This is a genomic window from Halalkalibacter okhensis (assembly GCF_000787375.1).
Lineage (GTDB): Bacteria > Bacillota > Bacilli > Bacillales > Bacillaceae_D > Halalkalibacter > Halalkalibacter okhensis.
This window is the reverse complement of sequence record NZ_JRJU01000006.1, coordinates 47,201-61,568: the sequence shown is the minus strand read 5'-3', so window position 1 is coordinate 61,568 and position 14,368 is coordinate 47,201. Positions and strand designations below refer to the sequence as shown.

At 37.7% G+C, this 14,368-nt stretch carries 12 protein-coding genes and 1 pseudogene; 9 read left to right on the top strand and 4 right to left on the bottom strand.

The window, feature by feature from the left end; genetic code table 11:
* Window positions 1-15 precede the first annotated feature (15 nt).
* Window positions 16-201 carry a DUF5325 family protein gene (locus tag LQ50_RS06525; protein WP_034627317.1) on the bottom strand — a complete coding sequence of 62 codons (186 nt, stop codon included), beginning with the start codon at window positions 199-201 and terminating at the stop codon, window positions 16-18.
* 262 nt (window positions 202-463) lie between these two features.
* Here LQ50_RS06525 and typA point away from each other — a divergent pair, with 262 nt between their 5' ends.
* Entirely contained in the window at window positions 464-2,299 is a 1,836-nt protein-coding gene (gene typA / locus LQ50_RS06520; RefSeq protein WP_034627316.1) for a translational GTPase TypA, read from the top strand.
* Window positions 2,300-2,320: 21 nt separating this feature from the next.
* Complete coding sequence (locus LQ50_RS06515) at window positions 2,321-2,641, top strand: YlaH-like family protein (RefSeq protein WP_052144615.1); 321 nt, start codon at window positions 2,321-2,323, stop codon at window positions 2,639-2,641.
* Between the two features lie 86 nt (window positions 2,642-2,727).
* On the opposite strand, the pseudogene LQ50_RS24860 reads toward LQ50_RS06515, so the two are convergent.
* Window positions 2,728-2,865: pseudogene (locus tag LQ50_RS24860) on the bottom strand (YlaI family protein); the annotation flags it as partial.
* 184 nt (window positions 2,866-3,049) lie between these two features.
* Between LQ50_RS24860 and LQ50_RS06510 the strand changes: the two are divergent.
* Both LQ50_RS06510 and LQ50_RS06505 read left to right on the top strand, forming a co-directional pair.
* Window positions 3,050-3,508, top strand: a complete 459-nt coding sequence (locus LQ50_RS06510; RefSeq protein WP_034627314.1) for a pyridoxamine 5'-phosphate oxidase family protein — start codon at window positions 3,050-3,052, stop codon at window positions 3,506-3,508.
* Between the two features lie 224 nt (window positions 3,509-3,732).
* Window positions 3,733-5,064, top strand: coding sequence for a PhoH family protein (locus LQ50_RS06505; RefSeq protein ID WP_052144614.1), 1,332 nt, complete (start codon window positions 3,733-3,735; stop codon window positions 5,062-5,064).
* Window positions 5,065-5,131: 67 nt separating this feature from the next.
* Here LQ50_RS06505 and LQ50_RS06500 read toward each other — a convergent pair whose 3' ends face one another.
* Entirely contained in the window at window positions 5,132-5,647 is a 516-nt protein-coding gene (locus LQ50_RS06500) for a hypothetical protein (protein ID WP_034627312.1), read from the bottom strand.
* A gap of 224 nt (window positions 5,648-5,871) precedes the next feature.
* On the opposite strand from LQ50_RS06500, the gene glsA reads away from it, so the two are divergent.
* The 3 genes from glsA to pyc all read left to right on the top strand — a co-directional run bounded on the left by glsA (window position 5,872) and on the right by pyc (window position 10,891).
* On the top strand, window positions 5,872-6,801 hold the full coding sequence (gene glsA, locus LQ50_RS06495; RefSeq protein ID WP_373279173.1) for a glutaminase A: 930 nt from the start codon (window positions 5,872-5,874) through the stop codon (window positions 6,799-6,801).
* Between the two features lie 98 nt (window positions 6,802-6,899).
* Window positions 6,900-7,181 carry an Fpa/YlaN family protein gene (locus tag LQ50_RS06490; protein WP_034627311.1) on the top strand — a complete coding sequence of 94 codons (282 nt, stop codon included), beginning with the start codon at window positions 6,900-6,902 and terminating at the stop codon, window positions 7,179-7,181.
* A gap of 263 nt (window positions 7,182-7,444) precedes the next feature.
* Entirely contained in the window at window positions 7,445-10,891 is a 3,447-nt protein-coding gene (gene pyc / locus LQ50_RS06485) for a pyruvate carboxylase (protein WP_034627309.1), read from the top strand.
* 193 nt (window positions 10,892-11,084) lie between these two features.
* Here pyc and LQ50_RS06480 read toward each other — a convergent pair whose 3' ends face one another.
* Window positions 11,085-11,984 carry a COX15/CtaA family protein gene (locus LQ50_RS06480; RefSeq protein WP_034627307.1) on the bottom strand — a complete coding sequence of 300 codons (900 nt, stop codon included), beginning with the start codon at window positions 11,982-11,984 and terminating at the stop codon, window positions 11,085-11,087.
* A gap of 298 nt (window positions 11,985-12,282) precedes the next feature.
* Between LQ50_RS06480 and cyoE the strand changes: the two genes are divergently transcribed.
* Window positions 12,283-13,218 (top strand): heme o synthase, encoded by a 936-nt coding sequence (cyoE, locus tag LQ50_RS06475; RefSeq protein WP_034627305.1) that lies wholly within the window; start codon window positions 12,283-12,285, stop codon window positions 13,216-13,218.
* Between the two features lie 111 nt (window positions 13,219-13,329).
* Window positions 13,330-14,358, top strand: a complete 1,029-nt coding sequence (gene coxB, locus LQ50_RS06470; RefSeq protein ID WP_034627303.1) for a cytochrome c oxidase subunit II — start codon at window positions 13,330-13,332, stop codon at window positions 14,356-14,358.
* The last annotated feature ends 10 nt before the right edge of the window (window positions 14,359-14,368 follow it).

The window sequence follows — 14,368 nt, the reverse complement described above, 5'->3', positions numbered from 1 at the left end:
TTTTTGCGTGCTTTTTTACATTTCACTAGATTCTCTTACTTTTTTGCGGAGTGTGAAGCCTAGGCCAGTAGCGATGAAAACCCCAGCAATGGCAAGAACAGCAATTAAAATACTTCTTTCAGCAACAGCCACTCCGATGCTCATTATGCAAATTACTGTGATTGCAGAAAGTAATAAAAACAGTATATTCTCTTTTTTCATTGATGAGATCCCCCTCAAAAAGATCATTCTCTTATCTTAAGTGTAACTCTTATTATAAAAAAGAAAAACCCCAACATTGTGACAAATACGTTAAACATGATACAGATAGTGTTAATAAGGTTGTTTAGCTGAGGCGAATTCGTTCATAATAACGAGTATACAACAAATAGAATGAACTGCAATGTATTTGTCGATAATTGTTTCTTTATATGGAATTTATGATATACTTGTACAGTTAATGAACGAATAAGGAGAGAAAAAAATGACAATTCGTAATGATATACGTAACATCGCAATTATTGCTCACGTTGACCACGGTAAAACGACGTTAGTTGACCAATTATTAAAACAATCAGGTACTTTCCGTGAAAATGAGCAAGTCGATGAACGAGCGATGGATTCTAATGCCCTTGAAAAAGAACGTGGAATTACAATTCTTGCTAAAAATACAGCAATTAATTATAACGATAAGCGGATCAATATTATGGATACGCCAGGACACGCTGATTTCGGCGGAGAAGTAGAGCGTATTATGAAAATGGTTGATGGTGTATTACTAGTTGTTGATGCATACGAAGGGTGTATGCCACAAACTCGATTTGTTCTAAAAAAAGCTTTAGAACAAAACCTTACGCCTATTGTGGTTGTCAATAAAATCGATCGTGACTTTGCTCGTCCAGCAGAAGTAGTTGATGAAGTCATTGATTTATTTATTGATCTAGGAGCAAATGAAGATCAATTAGAATTCCCGGTTGTGTATGCTTCTGCTATTAATGGTACAGCAAGTATGGACGCGGAGAAGCAAGATGACAACATGTCTGCATTGTTTGATACGATTATTGATACAATCCCAGCACCGATTGATAATAGTGATGAGCCTCTTCAGTTCCAAGTGACGATGCTTGATTACAATGACTACGTTGGTCGTATTGGGATTGGACGTGTGTTTAGAGGGACAATTAAAGTAGGACAACAAGTAGCTTTAATGAAACTTGACGGTTCTGTTAAAAATTATCGTGTGACGAAAATGTTCGGCTTTTTAGGATTGAAACGCACAGAAATTCAAGAAGCGAAAGCTGGAGATTTAATTGCGATTTCAGGGATGGAAGAAATTAATGTTGGTGAAACAGTTTGTCCTGTTGAACATCAAGAAGCTCTTCCTATTCTCCGTATTGATGAACCGACGCTTCAAATGACGTTCTTAGTTAACAATAGTCCATTCGCTGGTCGTGAAGGGAAATTTGTAACAAGCCGTAAACTTGAAGAGCGTTTGAAGTCGGAGCTTGAAACAGATGTAAGTCTTCGTGTTGAAAATACAGAATCTCCAGATGTTTGGGTTGTTTCTGGTCGTGGTGAGCTTCACCTTTCTATTCTTATTGAAAATATGCGTCGTGAAGGATATGAGCTTCAAGTTTCTAAGCCAGAAGTAATCATTCGTGAAATTGATGGAGTGAAATCTGAGCCAATGGAACGAGTGCAGATTGATGTTCCAGAAGAATACACAGGATCTGTAATGGAGTCAATCGGTGAACGTAAAGGTGAAATGCTAAATATGACGAATAACGGTAGCGGCCAAGTTCGTCTAGAGTTTTTAGTGCCAGCTCGTGGTTTGATTGGTTACACAACAGAGTTTCTTTCACAAACGCGTGGATATGGAATTATTAATCACTCGTTTGATAGCTATGCACCGCTTACTCCTGGACAAGTTGGTGGACGTCGTCAAGGTGTTCTTGTTTCAATGGAGACAGGAAAATCTAGTCAGTACGGAATTATGCAAGTAGAAGATAGAGGGACGATTTTTGTCGAGCCTGGTACGGAAATATATGAAGGTCAAATTGTAGGAGAACATACTCGTGACAATGACCTTGCTGTCAACATAACAAAAATGAAACAGCAAACAAATGTTCGTTCTGCGACGAAGGATACAACGGTAACAATGAAGAAACCTAGAATCATGACACTAGAAGAAGCACTTGAATATTTAAATGAAGACGAGTACTGCGAATTAACGCCTGATTCCATCCGACTTCGTAAGAAAATTCTTGTGAAATCAGAGCGTGAGCGTGAAGAAAAACGTAGAAAGCTTGCGGCGAAGTAACATTATAAAGTTGGTGATCGAATGGACAACCAGTTTACGGAAGAAGAAATAGAAGCATTAACATGGATGATGCGAATGACGGCGGAAAATCCATGGTATGGTTTTTTATCGTATCTAGTCGTCGTTTTATTAACCATAGTTGTATTTAACTTAGGCTTTGCAAGAGAGTTACCCGTTCTCAAAAAAGCAATAGTCTATGTGTTATTAGTTGTTGGTAGCTTTGTTATGTGGTTTTTGGAATTTGCATTCGGTGCGCCCATTATTGCGGTATTAATTATCTCAGGATTTATTCTCGGTATGTATCGTTTTAGACTCCATAAGCATCGTAAAGAACAAGCCTAACGAAAAGAGAGCGTTTGGAATTACATCCATTCGCTCTCTTTTTTTGTTTCTACTGTTAATTGAAAGGAACTAGACGCTTTTCACGTCTCGGTTCGATCTTTTATGCGTTCGTAACAAGTGTCGCACATATAAGTGTGGATAGGACGGTTACGTAAGCGTTTAGCTAAAGGTAATTGATCATCTAATTTATCAATCTTATCACATAATACGCATTTCACTCGCATGTGCTAATCACTCCATTCTCCTTTTATTGTAACAAAAAAAACAAAAAAAGCTATCTTTGATGGAACCGAGTTTTCGAAAATGAAAGTAGTTTTTTTGAAAAAGTGTAATGAAGCGTTCAAACTTGCTTAAGAATAATGGTATGATAGTAATAAATGTAAGTAGAAATCACAAGGAGGGTTAGGGATGGCCAACCAAGTTGAACATGCATTAACGGAAGAAATGTTACCACTTCTCCAAAAAGAATGTTTCGTTACCATTGCAACGGTCGACTTTGAAAGGAAAATTCCTCATGTTAAAGCTATTTCATGGATCTATGCTCCAAATGGACAAACGGTACGTTTTTTAGTTGATCATCGTTCTCGAATGATTGATAACATTAAAGCGAATGATGGTGTGGTTTTGACCTTGATTGCCAATGGCTCGACCTATTCGATCACAGGCTCTGCTCGAGTTGTAACAGAACGAATTGAGCAACTACCTTTAAAGCTGTCTTTAATCGAATTGGATGTTAAAGAGGTGCGTGATGTGATGTTTTATGGGGCAAAAATGACAATGACGCCTTCTTATGAAAAGACATATGATGCAGAAGCTGCTGCTAAATTAGATCGTCAAGTTATGGAAGTACTAAAGAAAACTGAATGACTACTATATCCAAATAATCGTGACTACTTAAGTCCGTTATTTGGATTTTTTTATGATAACTACGTTTTGTTTGTGATTCCTTCGTCTAAGTTTGATAGCTTGAACATACATTCATAGTAAGAAGATAATTATTGAACAATTGGTTTGAAGTTATGGACCGTCTTGTTCAATTTGCATAACTTAATAGTATGAGTTGATAAACGATTCTTTAGTCAGGAGGCGGAATGTTGAAAAAAATCTACGTATTGGACACGAACGTACTCTTACAGGATCCTTACTCCATTTTTTCATTTCAAGATAACGAAGTAGTGATACCAGCAGTTGTATTAGAAGAGGTTGACTCGAAGAAACGCTATATGGACGAGATTGGTAGAAACGCACGACAATTTTCAAAGTTAATAGATAATCTTAGGGGAATGGGAAAACTGCATGAAGGGGTCCCGATCGAATCAGGAGGTAAATTAAGAGTTGAATTAAATCACCGATCATTTTTGCGATTGAAAGATTCTTTTGCAGAAATGACAAATGATAATCGAATTATTGCTGTGGCGCTAAATTTAATGCTTGAAGAGCAAGAGCGACTGGACGGGAGAGATGTTATTTTAGTTAGTAAAGATGCATTAGTCAGGGTGAAAGCAGATGCATTAGGATTACCGGCTGAAGACTTTTTAAGTGATCGTGTTGTGGAATTTGATCATGTGTATCCAGGTTATGTTGAGATCTTTGTCGATGCCGATGTTATGAAGAGGTTTTATACAAATGGTGAGATTGCTATTTCCGAGTTAACAAAACACCCTTTTTATCCTCACCAATTTATAATAATGAAGGATGCATTAGGTAGTTCTAGTTCAGCTTTAGGTAAAGTAGAACCAGATGGGAAAAAAGTAAAGCCTTTTATTAGTGAACCCGATCATGTTTGGGGGATACGAGCCAGAAATGTCCAACAGAGGATGGCTTTTGAACTCTTATTAAGAGACGATATTAGTTTAGTAACAATGATAGGGAAGGCTGGTACTGGTAAGACGTTATTGTCACTTGCCGCTGGGCTCATGCAAACAGAAGACCTAGGGAAGTATAAAAAGCTTGTAGTCGCAAGACCGGTTGTACCACTAGGGAAGGATATTGGATATTTACCTGGAGAAAAAGAAGAAAAGCTAAGGCCGTGGATGCAACCGATTTATGACAACTTAGAATTTTTGTTTGATACAAAAAAACCAGGTGAACTCGATCAGATTCTTGCTGGAATGGGTTCTATACAAGTAGAGGCATTAACCTATATTCGTGGTAGGAGCATTCCGGATCAATTTATTATTATTGATGAAGCACAAAATCTTACAAAGCATGAGGTGAAGACGATTTTAACTCGTGTAGGTGAAAGAAGTAAAATTGTATTGATGGGAGATCCCCAACAAATTGATCATCCTTATTTAGATGAATATAATAATGGTCTTACCTATGTTGTAGAAAAATTTAAAGACCAAACAGCTAGTGGACATGTCAAATTAGTCAAAGGTGAACGCTCAGGGTTAGCACAATTAGCAGCTGATTTACTGTAGACTAACCATTATTCTTTAAAAAATCGCACTGCAGTGGCTATTTGCAACTGCAGTGCGATTTTGGGAGTCACCCTTTGTAGAGTGTGAATTTACATACATTTTTAATCGGATCTGTTCGATTAGATCCATCTCCAAAGTAAAAATGGATAGGTCCATCTTTTCTTAGTGGTTGTCCAATATGTGAGAACCCAACAATACCTGATAAGGCATCTGCGAATGATATGACATGACGGGTGCCGTTTTCTTCGGTAATTTCCACATTGGTTACCTTCTCTAGTGGTTCTGCGTTTACTAGAAAAGGTTTGAGAGGCATACCAAAAGAACCATTTATTAATTTTTGTTTTTCGTACTTGATTTCATTACCGTTAGTATTAGGGCGTGGTGGTGTGGAGCCTTCAGTTATTTCCTTATCCCATTGAGCTGAAATTGCTTTTTTGTAAGCCGTTTCCTCATCATCCTTTGTTTTTAGGTCCTCAAAATATGTATCAAGATCTACTTTTCGTTCATCAAAGATCCATACAGTAGGGTCGATCGTTAATGGGTGGCCAACGTCTCCCTCAATGAAAAAAACAAACTCTTGCATCGTGTCCCCTCCTATAAGAAACATCTTGGAACTTTGTTAGTGTAAAGCCGCATGTTAGATTTTTTAGTAAAGTATTCTATTAATGGAGCGACTTTTCTCTAATGTTTAAAGTTCTCAAAACTTAATTTTGTACAACTCCTTAAAGTATAAAGTGTTTCAATGTTTTTGTCACTTTTGGTAAAGGATATGAAGTACATACTTATTCAAGTGAGGTGGGATTTTTAGTGGTTTGTCATTATGGTAAAGATTTAACAGAAATGATTAAAAAAGTGAAGGGTTACACGAAAAACGGCAAAGTTGCCGATTATATTCCAGCTCTATCTAAAGCTGATCCCAATGATGTTGGTATAGCGATTTTTGATGGGAATAAGACATGCTTCAGCGAAGGAGAACATCATAAATTATTCACATTACAAAGCATTTCGAAAGTTCTAACACTAGCCTTAGCATTAATGGACCATGGTGAAGATGTCGTATTTAGTAAGGTAGGGATGGAGCCGACTGGAGATCCGTTTAATTCCATTGCAAAATTAGAATCACATATTCCATCAAAGCCATTAAACCCCATGATTAATGCAGGTGCTCTTGCCGTAAGCTCTTTAATAAAAGGGAGCAGTAATGAAGAGAAGTTGGAGAGGCTTATTCAATTTGTTAGAGAATTAAGTGGAAACAGTTTAATTACGTATAATCAAGAAGTGGCAAAATCTGAATTTGAGACAGCTGACTTAAACAGATCACTATCATACTTTATGAAGCAGCATGGGGTCATTTCTGGAGATATAGACGTGTTACTAGACTTCTATACGAAGCAATGTGCAATCGAAGTTAATTGTGAAGATTTAGCGAAAATAGGCTATTCTTTAGCGCAACAAGGGGAACATCCACAAAAAAGCTATTCTATTATCCCATTTGAGATCGCACGCTTAGTCAAAACATTTATGGTTACGTGTGGAATGTATAATGCTTCTGGTGAATTTGCTATTCGTGTGGGGATTCCAGCAAAAAGCGGAGTATCTGGTGGGATTGTTGGAGCAGTACCAGGTGGGATTGGCATTGGTATTTACGGACCAGCGCTTGATGAAAAAGGCAATAGTATAGCAGGGATGAAACTTTTAGAGCTATTATCGGCCAAGCATCATTTAAGTATCTTTTAGCAAGACATGAAGGGTGATTTCCTGTGAAAATCGTTGCAATTTTCTTTTGAAAAAGATACTATTAAGACAAGGAATATTCAATGAAGGAGGGGATCAACATGTCAGCAGAAATGGTGACTGGAGATAAAGAAAAAGCATATGCCCTTCTGAAATCAGATGCGGATAAAATTCGCCAGCTAATTGAAGTGCAGTTGGAGAATTTAACGATGCCCCAATGTCCTCTTTATGAAGAGGTTCTTGATACACAAATGTTTGGACTGTCAAGAGAAATTGACTTTGCTGTACGCTTAGGTTTAGTCGATGGAGAAAATGGCAAACAGATTTTAGGAGAATTACAGCGTAAATTAGATGACTTACATGAGGCATCTGTGCGAAAATAAAAATCAAGCTATTATTTAATAGCTTGATTTTTATTTTTATTCCAAAAAGAAAGCGCTTATTTTTATTGAGGAATTAAAAAAAGGTCGCCTTTTACTATGGGAGGATTTAAAAAATCATTGCCAACAGAATGCCCTATTATCTATACTAGAATAAAGCTAGAGTTCAGTACTGACAAAGGCTCATTGAATTTTCAGTTGATAAGGAGAAGAACAATCGTACAATCGGGAAAGACAATTTAGGAGAAGGAAGAGGGGCTAGTGAGATGAACGGATTGACAAACATTAAAAAAGTACTTGTCGCAAACAGAGGGGAAATTGCGATTCGTATTTTTCGAGCTTGTACAGAGTTACATATTCGAACAGTGGCTATTTATTCAAAAGAGGATTCAGGAGCTTACCACCGTTACAAAGCCGATGAAGCGTACTTAGTAGGCGAAGGGAAAAAACCAATTGAAGCCTACTTAGATATCGAAGGAATTATTGAAGTAGCTAAGTTACACGATGTTGATGCGATTCACCCTGGCTATGGTTTTTTGTCTGAAAATATTGACTTTGCAACACGTTGTCAAGAAGAAGGTATTATCTTCATCGGACCAGAACTTGAGCATTTAGTAATGTTTGGTGATAAGGTTCAAGCCCGTGAACAAGCGTTGAAAGCTAAACTACCTGTTATTCCTGGAAGTGATGGTCCTGTGCAGAGTGTGGAGGATGTGCAAGCTTTTGCAAGTCATCATGGGTTTCCTTTTATTATTAAAGCAGCGCTTGGCGGTGGCGGGCGTGGGATGCGAATTGTACGCAATGAAAAAGATTTAAATGAATCTTATGATCGCGCAAAGTCGGAAGCAAAATCTGCTTTTGGAAATGATGAAGTATATGTTGAGAAATTTATTGAGAACCCAAAACATATTGAAGTACAAATACTTGCAGATAAACACGGAAATATCGTTCATTTATACGAAAGAGACTGCTCAGTCCAACGTCGCCATCAAAAAGTTGTAGAAATCGCACCTAGCGTTTCTTTGCCTGAAGAGGTTCGTAAAAATATTTGTGATGCAGCCGTTCAACTTATGGAAAATATTGAGTACGTGAACGCTGGAACTGTAGAATTTCTCGTAACAGATTCAGGAGAGTTTTATTTTATTGAAGTTAACCCGCGTGTACAAGTGGAACATACCATTACCGAAATGGTAACAGGAGTAGACATTGTTCAGTCACAATTATTCATTGCAGATGGTGAACAGCTTCACGGTTCAAAGCTTGGTATCCCACATCAAGACGATATTATCTGTAGTGGGTTTGCCATTCAATCACGTGTGACAACAGAAGACCCAAGCAATGGTTTTATGCCGGATACGGGGAGAATTAATGCTTACCGTTCAGGTGGGGGATTTGGGGTAAGGTTGGATGCTGGGAATGGCTTCCAAGGAGCGATCATTACACCATACTATGATTCTCTTTTAGTCAAAGTATCTACTTGGGCCCTTACGTTTGAGAGTGCTGCAGCTAAAATGTTGCGAAATTTAAGAGAGTTTCGAATTCGTGGAATTAAAACCAATATAGCGTTTTTAGAAAATGTTGTTCAACACCCGCAATTTCTAAATGGTGAATACAACACGTCGTTCATTGATACGACACCTGAGCTTTTTGTCTTTCCAAAAAGAAAAGATCGGGGTACGAAAATGCTATCTTTCATTGGGGAGACAATCGTTAATGGCTATCCTGGTCTTGAAAGTACAAAAAAGCCAGTATTTGATAAGGCGCCTGTTCCTAAACTAAAGTATACAGATCCTATTGCAGATGGCACGAAGCAAATTTTAGATGAACAAGGTCCAGATGGTTTAACTAAATGGGTAAAAAATCAGGAAGAAGTACTACTTACGGATACGACATTCCGCGATGCACATCAATCATTGCTCGCAACAAGAGTGCGGACTCATGACCTGAAACAAATTGCTGAGCCGACTGCTCGTATGCTTCCTAACCTATTTTCACTAGAAATGTGGGGAGGAGCAACGTTTGATGTAACGATGCGCTTTTTGCATGAGGATCCGTGGGAACGTTTGATCACATTGAGAAAACAAGCACCTAATGTCTTGTTCCAAATGTTGCTTCGTGCATCAAATGCTGTCGGGTATACGAATTATCCTGATAATGTCATAGAGGAATTTGTTGAGCAATCAGCAGATGCTGGAATAGATGTATTCCGTATCTTTGACAGTTTAAACTGGGTAAAAGGGATGACACTTGCGATCGATTCTGTGCGCAAGAGTGGTAAAGTTGCTGAAGCATCCATGTGTTATACGGGTGATATTTTAGATCCCTTGAGGTCAAAGTATGATTTAACGTATTATAAGAATTTAGCTAAAGAACTAGAGCAGTCTGGTGCTCATATTCTTGGTATTAAAGATATGGCGGGTTTACTTAAACCAGAAGCTGCATATCAACTTGTAACAGAGTTGAAAAGTCACATTGATATTCCGATTCATTTGCATACACATGATACAAGTGGAAATGGTCTATTCACTTATGCACGTGCCATTGAAGCGGGAGTAGATATTGTTGATGTGGCTGTAAGTTCAATGGCAGGCCATACATCACAGCCTAGTGCAAATAGTTTGTATTATGCGCTAAGTGGATCTGAGAGACAACCGAATGTCGACGTTAAGTCACTAGAGCAATTAGCTGAATTTTGGGATTATACACGCAAATACTATGCTGGTTTTGAAAGCGGAATGAATGCACCGCATACGGAAGTTTATGAACATGAAATGCCAGGTGGTCAGTACAGTAACCTTCAACAACAAGCAAAAGCGGTAGGGCTTGGTGCACGTTGGAATGAAGTTAAAAAGATGTATAGAACTGTTAATGATATGTTCGGTGACGTAGTTAAAGTAACACCTTCTTCTAAGGTTGTTGGCGATATGGCATTATATATGGTTCAAAATAATTTAACAGAAGAAGAGGTATATGAAAAAGGGGATAAGCTTGATTTTCCTGATTCTGTTGTGGAACTTTTCCAAGGTCACCTAGGTCAACCGTATCAAGGATTCCCTAAGAAACTTCAAGAAATCATCTTAAAAGGGAAAAAGCCAATTGAGGGTAGACCTGGTGAAACGATGGAGTCAGTTAACTTTGAAGAGATGAAAGAAACTCTGTTTAATAAGTTGAATCGTCAAGTAACAAGTCATGATTTACTTTCTTTCGCAATCTACCCTAAAGTATTCATGGAATTTGAGCAGTTCCGTCAACAATTTGGAGATATTTCTGTCCTGGATACACCTACATTTTTCTACGGCTTGCGTTTAGGTGAAGAAATTGAAGTAGAAATTGAAAAAGGGAAAACATTAATTGTAAAATTAGTCTCCATTTCAAAGCCAAAAGAAGACGGGACTCGCATTGTCTACTTTGAGTTAAATGGTCAGCCGCGTGAAGTTATAATAAAAGATATAAATGTTCAATCGAGCTCTGTTGCAAGACCAAAAGTTGATAACGATAACCCGAATCAAATTGGTGCTTCAATGCCTGGAACAGTCGTAAAGACACTTGTTACAAAAGGTGATAAAGTAAAAAAAGGCGATCATTTAATGATTACTGAAGCTATGAAAATGGAAACGACGGTTCAAGCTCAATTTGACGGTGTTGTTAAAGATGTTTATGTGAATGATGGCGATCCTATTTTGACAGGCGATCTATTAATTGAATTAGTATAATAACGAAAGCTGATCTATCTCATAAGAGTATAGATCAGCTTTTTTGGAATGGATAAATGGTACACAGACGTATAAATTTCATTTATTTGGGCAATAAATGAAAAAATGACAAGAATCGAAGCCACTGAAAGAGGGCACTAAAAAAGGAATACGCCTTTTTTAGTGCCCTCAGAAATGCTCCCATTTTTCAACATTAATTTGTTGGTTTGCGGAGTAAAACCATTGCCATATAGGTTAAGTTTGAAAATAAGATCGAAATGATCAATGCATGTAAAAGACCTATTGTTAAAATATCGTTTTGAGTAAACACAACTGAAATTCCAGTAATCATTTGTAAAATTATAAGAATAAAAGCAATGATACTTGTCCAAACAAGCACTAATTCATTTCGAAAGCTGCTAATTGTCCACATCATGAGAATAAGCAATAAGATTGCTAATATAATTCCTGCGGTTCTATGCAAAAATTGAACTCCCGTTGGTCCAGTTAGACCAGGGAAAAGCATTCCATTACATAAAGGAAATCCAGCACAAGCTAAAGCGGAATCTGTGTGTTTCACATAAGCGCCGGTATAAATAACAGCATAACAATATGTGATAACAATAAAGAAAAATGTTTTATACCCTCTTGTTACCTTAGGGGCTATCTTATGAGGTTTTCCATCTTCAAATGCTAGAATCATTAAGAGAACGACTGATGCGAGCGACATGGCCGAAATACCAAAATGCAGAGCTAGAATTGCTTTAGATTGACCAAAGACTACAGCCCCTGCACCAAGTAAGCCTTGAAAAATAATCATCAATACGGCAGTAACAGCCATGAATTTTGCTTCTCTCACCTGTTTAAGCTGCTTCCAAGACCAAATAGCGAGTATAATGACCATTGCTCCTACTAAACCAGAAACAATTCTATGACTATATTCAATGATCGTTTCAATAGCAGGGTTGACAGGGATCACCTCTCCAAAACATAATGGCCAGGTTGCACCACATCCTTCTCCAGAGCCTGTTTTGGTAACAAGAGCACCTTGAAGAAGAACAATGAGTAGGCCAATTGAGGTCAGAATGCCGTAGATTTTTAATCTTTTATGCATTCAATTCACCTTTCCTTCTATAAAATTGTTGAGATATATGCTAGAGTTAGCAAGGGAAATCTTTATAGCTTCCTCATTGATCTTAAAAATAATCGAGGAAAAAGTCAATTTTACTAGCGTGAATATTTTATGGACGTTGCTAAATGTGAAGATAATGTGAAACTCATGATTTTAATGAAACTAAATAGATTTTAAGATATAATGTGATTTGTAGCACATCTAATTAATTTTGTATCCTTTATTTATGGATAACGAAAGTGCTCGAATTGGTTGACTCTACAAAGGGGGTGAAGAATTGATGAATAAGACGAATACTGTGTTGGACTCATCAAAGGTTATTGCTAGTCCTGATCCATCAGTTGCTGTTAGTCAGCAAAAGTCTTGGAAGGACTATCTTGTACTTGCAAAGCAAGGGATTGTTACGTCGAATTTGATTACTACATTTGCCGGGATTTATTTAGCGGCTGTTTATACAGGAGTAGGAATAGGATCACATATAGCAACAATGTTCTTTGCATTAATCGGTGCAGCGCTTGTGATGGCAGGTGGATGTACGTTAAATAATTACATCGATCGAGATATTGACCACATTATGGAACGAACGAAGGACCGGCCAACGGTTACAGGGCGTTTTTCTGCTAATCACGTATTATTAGTCGGATTACTCCAAGCTGCTATAGGGTTAGGGTTTTTAGCTCTTACTACAGCAACTGCCGCAGTTATTGGGTTGATTGGATTATTCATATATGTTGTTTTATACACGATGTGGACAAAGCGTACAACAACGTTAAATACGATTGTTGGTAGCTTTTCTGGAGCTGTACCTCCTTTAATTGGTTGGGCAGCAATAGATGGAGGCTTGCACACATTTGCATGGGTTTTATTTTTTATTATGTTCTTTTGGCAACCGCCGCATTTCCTAGCTCTTGCGATGAAGAGAGTGGAAGAATATCGTGCAGCGGGAATTCCTATGTTACCAGTTGTTGCAGGATTTGAAGTGACAAAACGACAAATGGTTGTCTATGTCATTGCTTTACTACCAGTTTCACTTATGCTTTATCCATTTGGTATTGTTTATACAGTCGTTGCAGCCATACTTGGTTTAGGATGGATTGTATTAGGATTTGCTGGTTTTAAAATGAAAGATGATATAAAATGGGCAAGGTTGATGTTTGTATACTCGCTCAATTATTTAACTATTCTCTTTGTTCTTATGGTTATTGTTCATATTTAATAATGCAGATATCTCTTTTACTATTTGAAGATATTAAAATGAATAATGACTGTAGATATATATCTTAATTGTAGTTTTAACTACGTAACGAAAGTGAGGTTGGATTGTCAGATGAAACTTTGGAAAACTGCATGGCGTTTTCTACCTCTTTCATTACTCGTATTTCTATTAACGGGTTGTTTGGGAGAGACGAACTTAACTGCCCTTGATCCAAAGGGACCACAATCACAATGGTTATTTGACAACATGTTATTATCGTTGTACATCATGGCCTTAGTGACAATTGTCGTATTCGCAATCTTTTTCATTATTCTTGCAAAGTATCGTCGTGCTCCAGGAGACGATGAGATTCCAAAGCAAGTACACGGAAATACGGCACTAGAAATTACTTGGACTGTTATCCCAATTATCTTGTTAACAATCTTAGCTGTTCCAACTATTACTGGACAATTTATGTTAGCTGATACAGAGCCAGATCCAGAGATCGGCGACGATACAGTTCAAATTACCGTGACGGGTCACCAGTTCTGGTGGCAATTTGATTATGAAGATGAAGGTTTTACCGCTGGTCAAGAAGTATACATACCAGTTGGGGAAAAAGTCATCTTCGAATTGCATGCACAAGATGTATTGCATTCATTCTGGGTACCAGCTTTAGGTGGTAAGCTTGATACGGTTCCTGGTATTACAAATCATATGTGGCTAGAAGCTGATGAACCAGGTGTTTACAAAGGTAAATGTGCTGAGCTTTGTGGACCTTCACATGCTTTAATGGATTTCAAACTTATCGCACTTGAGCGTGATGAGTATGATGCATGGGTTGAAGGAATGCAAGCGGAAATTGAAGAGCCTACTGAAGCTTTAGCTCAACAAGGAAGAGATGTTTTCGAAGCTAGCTGTATTGGATGTCACGCAGTAGGTGGAATGGGTTCTGCTACTGGACCTGCTTTATCTGATTTTGCAAATCGTGAAGTAATTGCAGGATACTTAGAAAACAATGATGAAAATTTAGAAGCGTGGATTCGTGATCCAGAAGCATTAAAACAAGGCAATAACATGCCAGCATTTCCAGATATGAACGATGAAGATATGGAAGCGCTTATTGCTTACCTTCGTTCTCTAGACGTTCAGAACAATTAAAAATTGACTT

Coding starts and splice junctions, on each gene's coding strand:
- typA (WP_034627316.1), top strand. CDS start 464: ATGACAATTCGTAATGATATACGTAACATCGCAATTATTGCTCACGTT.
- LQ50_RS06500 (WP_034627312.1), bottom strand. CDS start 5,647: ATGCAAGAGTTTGTTTTTTTCATTGAGGGAGACGTTGGCCACCCATTA.
- LQ50_RS06510 (WP_034627314.1), top strand. CDS start 3,050: ATGGCCAACCAAGTTGAACATGCATTAACGGAAGAAATGTTACCACTT.
- LQ50_RS06525 (WP_034627317.1), bottom strand. CDS start 201: ATGAAAAAAGAGAATATACTGTTTTTATTACTTTCTGCAATCACAGTA.
- pyc (WP_034627309.1), top strand. CDS start 7,445: ATGAACGGATTGACAAACATTAAAAAAGTACTTGTCGCAAACAGAGGG.
- coxB (WP_034627303.1), top strand. CDS start 13,330: ATGAAACTTTGGAAAACTGCATGGCGTTTTCTACCTCTTTCATTACTC.
- cyoE (WP_034627305.1), top strand. CDS start 12,283: ATGAATAAGACGAATACTGTGTTGGACTCATCAAAGGTTATTGCTAGT.
- LQ50_RS06505 (WP_052144614.1), top strand. CDS start 3,733: ATGTTGAAAAAAATCTACGTATTGGACACGAACGTACTCTTACAGGAT.
- LQ50_RS06490 (WP_034627311.1), top strand. CDS start 6,900: ATGTCAGCAGAAATGGTGACTGGAGATAAAGAAAAAGCATATGCCCTT.
- LQ50_RS06480 (WP_034627307.1), bottom strand. CDS start 11,984: ATGCATAAAAGATTAAAAATCTACGGCATTCTGACCTCAATTGGCCTA.
- LQ50_RS06515 (WP_052144615.1), top strand. CDS start 2,321: ATGGACAACCAGTTTACGGAAGAAGAAATAGAAGCATTAACATGGATG.